The 4,563-nt window shown below is 66.9% G+C and carries 6 protein-coding genes; 1 reads left to right on the top strand and 5 read right to left on the bottom strand.

The window, feature by feature from the left end:
- Positions 1-184 precede the first annotated feature (184 nt).
- The 3 genes from tnpC to tnpA all read right to left on the bottom strand — a co-directional run bounded on the left by tnpC (position 185) and on the right by tnpA (position 2,600).
- Positions 185-1,774: an IS66 family transposase gene (gene tnpC / locus AB7U92_RS22280; protein WP_428582211.1), complete on the bottom strand. Its 1,590-nt coding sequence runs from the start codon at positions 1,772-1,774 to the stop codon at positions 185-187.
- Positions 1,775-1,860: 86 nt separating this feature from the next.
- Positions 1,861-2,193, bottom strand: a complete 333-nt coding sequence (tnpB, locus tag AB7U92_RS22285) for an IS66 family insertion sequence element accessory protein TnpB (protein ID WP_428582213.1) — start codon at positions 2,191-2,193, stop codon at positions 1,861-1,863.
- The gene (gene tnpA, locus AB7U92_RS22290) at positions 2,190-2,600 is read right to left on the bottom strand and encodes an IS66-like element accessory protein TnpA (protein WP_428582215.1); all 411 of its coding nucleotides are present in this window, start codon (positions 2,598-2,600) and stop codon (positions 2,190-2,192) included. The genes tnpB and tnpA overlap by 4 nt, the downstream gene beginning before the upstream one ends.
- A gap of 63 nt (positions 2,601-2,663) precedes the next feature.
- On the opposite strand from tnpA, the gene AB7U92_RS22295 reads away from it, so the two are divergent.
- The gene (locus AB7U92_RS22295) at positions 2,664-3,101 is read left to right on the top strand and encodes a hypothetical protein (protein ID WP_428582217.1); all 438 of its coding nucleotides are present in this window, start codon (positions 2,664-2,666) and stop codon (positions 3,099-3,101) included.
- A 28-nt stretch (positions 3,102-3,129) separates the two neighbouring features.
- Here the strand turns inward: AB7U92_RS22295 and AB7U92_RS22300 are convergent, their stop codons facing one another.
- Positions 3,130-4,200: a ComEC/Rec2 family competence protein gene (locus AB7U92_RS22300; RefSeq protein WP_428582219.1), complete on the bottom strand. Its 1,071-nt coding sequence runs from the start codon at positions 4,198-4,200 to the stop codon at positions 3,130-3,132.
- An 81-nt stretch (positions 4,201-4,281) separates the two neighbouring features.
- On the bottom strand, positions 4,282-4,563 hold a 282-nt coding region (locus tag AB7U92_RS22305; RefSeq protein WP_428582221.1), incomplete at its 5' end, for a hypothetical protein.

Genomic DNA, 4,563 nt, shown 5'->3' on the forward strand with positions numbered 1-4,563 from the left:
ACGCGCGCGCGTGTGCGTGACAGCCAGTGGTACGACGCGACCATCCCGGCCATACCTCGAGGCGGTCGCCCGAACACTCCTGCGGAGCAGGAGAGTTACCTCCGTAGTCTCGACGAAAGGGCCGCTGCGCAGTATGCGTCCGGCCAAGTCACCTTGACCCTGGCCACGAGACCGTCGTTTCGGGTCAGGCCGCGGGCGACCAGCGATGCGGGAGCAGTTCGTCGATTCGACTGGCCGGGTGTGTCGGCAGCCGCTCGAGCACGTCCTTGAAGTACGCGTAGGGGTCGTGCCCGTTGATGCGTGCCGAGTGAAGCAAGCTCATGATGGCCGCCGCCCGCTTGCCGGCGCGTAGGCTGCCCGCGAACAACCAGTTGCTCCTGCCGATGGCAATCGGGCGGATCTGGTTCTCCACCCAGTTGTTCGAGATCGGCACGTCGGCGTCGTCGACGAAGCGGGTGAGCTCGGTCCAGCGTTTGAGGCTGTAGTCGATGGCCTTGATCGTGGCCGAACCCGGCGGTACCAGCTGCCGCTGCGTCAGCAGCCATCGGTGGAACACGGCCAGCACCCGCCGTGACTTGCGCCGTCTGATCGATCGCCGCTCGTCACGGGGCAATTCCTCGATCTCTCGCTCGATCCCGAACAGCACCTGGTAGTACCGCAACGCCTTGCGGCCCACCTCGCTGCGGTGGTTGGCCCACAGGTCGTTGAATTTCCTCCTGGCATGCGCCATGCATTGCGCGGAGGTCACCCCCTTGGTGGTGGTGGCGTTGTAGCCGCTGAAGCCGTCGGTCACCAGGGTGCCCTTCCAGGCCTGTGGCGTGTCCAGCTTGAGGAACTCGCGCACGTTCTCTCCGGCGCGGGTCTCGCTGAACTCGAACACCACCGCCTTGATCGGGTTGGCGCTCGTGGTGCAGTACGACCAGATGTAGGCCTTGTGCGTCTTGCCGTCGCGCAGGTGCTTGGGCTTGAGCATCGCCACCGGCGTCTCGTCGGCATGCAGCACCACGTGGCGGCGAAGTTCGTCGGCCAGCGCCTGCACCAGCGGCTGCAGTTGCGCACCGCACTCGCCCACCCACTGCGCCAACGTCGAGCGGGCGATCACGTGGCCGGCGCGCTCGAAGATGTGCTCCTGGCGGTACAGTGGGAGGTGGTCCATGAACTTGGCCACCAGCAGGTGCGCCAGCAGGCCGGTGGTGGGGATCCCCTTGTCGATGACATGCGCGGGCACCGGCGCCTGGATCAGTTTCGCGCAGCAGCGGCACACCCACTTGCCGCGCACGTGACGTTCGACGGTGAACACGCCTGGCTGGTAGTCCAGCTTCTCGGCCACGTCCTCGCCGATGCGCTGCATCCCCAGCCCGCAGCCGCAGGTCGTCTCGGCCGGCTCATGCGCCACGTCGCGGCGCGGCAGGTGCGGCGGTAGCGGGGTGCGCTTGGGCGTCTTCTTCTCGGTCTTGCCCTTGTCGCTCGCGTTGCCGAGTTCACGCTCGATCTCCTGGCCGAGTTCGGCCAGGTCGGTGTCCAGCGTCTCTTCCAGCAGGCTCTTCTGCTCAGGCGCCAGGGTGCTGGCGAAGCGCTCGCTGGTGGCGGCGAACTTCAGCCGTTTGAGCACCACCATCTCGTGCGTGAGCTTGTCGATCAGCGCCTGCTTGAAGGCGGCCTCGCGGTCGCGCTGCGCGATCAGCTCTTCCTTGGCGCGCACCTCGGCCAGCAGCGACAGCATCGCCTGCCGCGTCTGCGGGTCCAGGGCGTCCAGTTGCTGCGCACTGATCATGGACCCTGATCGTGCCGCACTGCAGTGCATCGCGCATCGGCACATCCGGCAATTGCCACCGGCCCGTCCAATGGTCTCGGATCAGATCAGATGACGCGGATGATGCCGGCCTCGCCGATGCGCTGCCAGGGCAGGCCCAGCACCAGGGCGTCGAACTGTGCACGCGACAGCGGCAGTGTGCTCGCCGCATCGCTGGACCAGGTGAACTTGCCGATGTTCAGGCGCCGCGCCGCCAGCCACACGCCGATGCCGTCATGGACCAGCACCTTCATGCGGTTGGCGCGCCGGTTGGCGAAGAGGTAGGCGTGGTGGGGGTGCGCCTGGCCGAAGACCTGCACCACGCGTGCCAGTGCAGCCTCGGTGCCCACGCGCATGTCCAGGGGCTGCGTGGACAGCCACCAGGCATCGACCTGGATCACCGCAGCAGCTCGCGCAGCCACGCCGCACAGTCGGCCGCCGCGGCCGAAGGCCATGCCACCTTGATGGCGGTGGCACCGCGTTGCAGCTCGATGCGGATCTCGTCCGCAGGCTTCGGTGGGGTCGGTGTGCGGATTGCCAGTGGCAGGAAGGGAGGTGGTGCGCTCGGTGCTGGCTTGTCGTCGACCGGCGCTGGACCGACCCGGTCGGACATCGGCGCCTGAGCCGGCCTTGCCTCGGCGTCGATCACCCACTTGCGAACCATGTTCGCGTTCAGGCCATTGGCCAATGCGACGGCCGCGATCGATACCCCGGGCTGCCGGCATGCCTGCACAACCTGCTCCCTGAATTCCGGCGCATGCCGCCGCCGTGTCCGTCTGCTCGGCAGCTCGATTCCTGAAGTGTCCATGTGTCCGCGATGAATTGACGCGGACACGAGCATCCTTGGGCTATATCACCGGCGCAAGACGACTTGGCCGGACGGATACAGGCAATCGTCCCCAATGCCACGTCCCTGTTGCTTGCCCGCTGGGAGAAGGCCTTTCGGGAAGGGGTGAAGTGGCGCTACGAGCATGCGGCCCAGGAACGGCAGCGAGCCATTCGTGAGGCCGAAGAGGCTGCACGACGGAAACGCGAACGCCGTGAGGCAGAGGCGCGGGCGTTGCTGTGGAAGCGCCAGCGTTTGATGATGCAGGCGTCCGCCGGGCTGCGGCGTTCGGACGAGATCAGGACGCTGGTGGCCGCGGTGGAGGCCAGCGCTGCGGCAGGCGGCATCGACACGGATCTGGTGATGGCGTGGAAGCGGTGGGTGCTCGAGCAGGCAGACCGCATGGACCTTCGGGCTTGGTCGGCACCAGAGTTGGGTCAGTGGCTGAAGGCATTCGACCTCACGTCGTTAACTCAACCCTGACGCTGGCGCAGCGCAGCGGTCGAAGTCTTCACAACTCCAATCGCACGCCGCCGCCCGGCGCCGAGGGGTAACGGCATGCGTAGCGGTACTGGGCCCGCCGTTCAGGATCGTTCCAGGACAGGTTCTGCTTCGTGGTGTAGTTGAACCAGATCGTCGGCCGCCCGCCCGTGCAGATGACGCGTGCGAGCGCCTCTGAGTCCGGGTGTCCAAACTGCGCGTTGTTCGTGCTGACGACGTAGTGCCTGGCGCGCACCACCTTCAGCAGCTCGGTCGTGACGTTGGCCCGGCTGCCGTGGTGCGGCAGCTTGAACACGTCCACATTCCAGGGCAGCTTCACCTGGCGGCTGTCCGCCAGTGCACGCAGTTCTTCCACCAAGACATCCGGGTGCGCGTCGGCCGCCAGGAGTGCGGACTTCTTCTTGTACTCGACGAGCAGCGCGATGCTGGAGCCATTGGGCAGTGCCTTGTCCGTCGCGGTCTCGGATGCCGCCAGGTCTTCCAACAAGAGCACGCCTCGCGGCAAACGTGCAGGTTCTACGGCCTCCCGCGTCTTGGCCCGCATCTTCGCGAGCTCCTTGTCCCACTGGGCAAACAGCGCCTTGAGCTTCATGAGCGAAGGCGAGACGACCGTCAACTTGAGGCCCCGACGCGGATCGATACTCGGGCACCGCTGCTTCGGCGACGAGCGCAGCCACTGCCCTTCCGTCGCCACGTTCCAGGGCAGGGCGCGCGAGGTCGCGCCCAGGATCTCGGCGAGGCGCTGCCCTTCGGCCACGCCGCGGGTCCTGGGTCCGGCGGGGGTGGGCGCGTTGAACCAGATGTCGCCGAACTCGAGGTCGAGCGAATCGTCGTTGAGCAGCAGCGCCGCACCACCGATGTGATCGTGATCGATGTGCGAGACCACGAACGTATCCACGACGCGCTTGCCCTGCGCGTTGGGCATCAGCGACCGGAGGTGAGCCTGCAGGGCCGAGTAGGTCTCGTCCGGGCCGGTGTCGACCAGCAGCCTCCAGGGGCCAGACGGCGTGTGGCAGGTCAGCAGCAGGCAGTCGCCGAAAGAAGCGGGCAGCACCTCCAGTGACATGACAGGGGCAGCCATGCGGGGATCGTACGGCCGCCCCGGCTTCTCGTCACACTCTCACGGCATGGCGACCCGGGGAGGCAGGCGGGCAGGCCCCCTCTACAGGCTGTACTGCACCGCGCCGGTGTCGCTGATCGTGATCTTGCCGGCGGCCATCATGTCGTTGAGGGTCTTCCGGATGATCGGGTCGTCATCCTTGGCCACCAACAACGACTTGATCATGGCCAGCAGGGCAGCCTCGCGCGCCGGCTTGCTCTGCGTCTTCTTGAGGCTGGCGACCACGTGGTCCAGGCCCCGGGTCTTCTTCGCGGGGGCGGTGGCCTTCTGGGCGGCCGCTTGAGGCTTCGGGGTGGCCGCTGGCTGCGTTGTCGCTTTCTTGGC

This window comes from Piscinibacter sp. (assembly GCF_050175855.1).
GTDB lineage: Bacteria > Pseudomonadota > Gammaproteobacteria > Burkholderiales > Burkholderiaceae_C > Piscinibacter.

What these genes read in the sequence shown, in the direction of transcription:
- AB7U92_RS22300 (WP_428582219.1), bottom strand. Translation starts at nt 4,200, where the DNA reads ATGGCTGCCCCTGTCATGTCACTGGAGGTGCTGCCCGCTTCTTTCGGC.
- tnpA (WP_428582215.1), bottom strand. Translation starts at nt 2,600, where the DNA reads ATGGACACTTCAGGAATCGAGCTGCCGAGCAGACGGACACGGCGGCGG.
- tnpC (WP_428582211.1), bottom strand. Translation starts at nt 1,774, where the DNA reads ATGATCAGTGCGCAGCAACTGGACGCCCTGGACCCGCAGACGCGGCAG.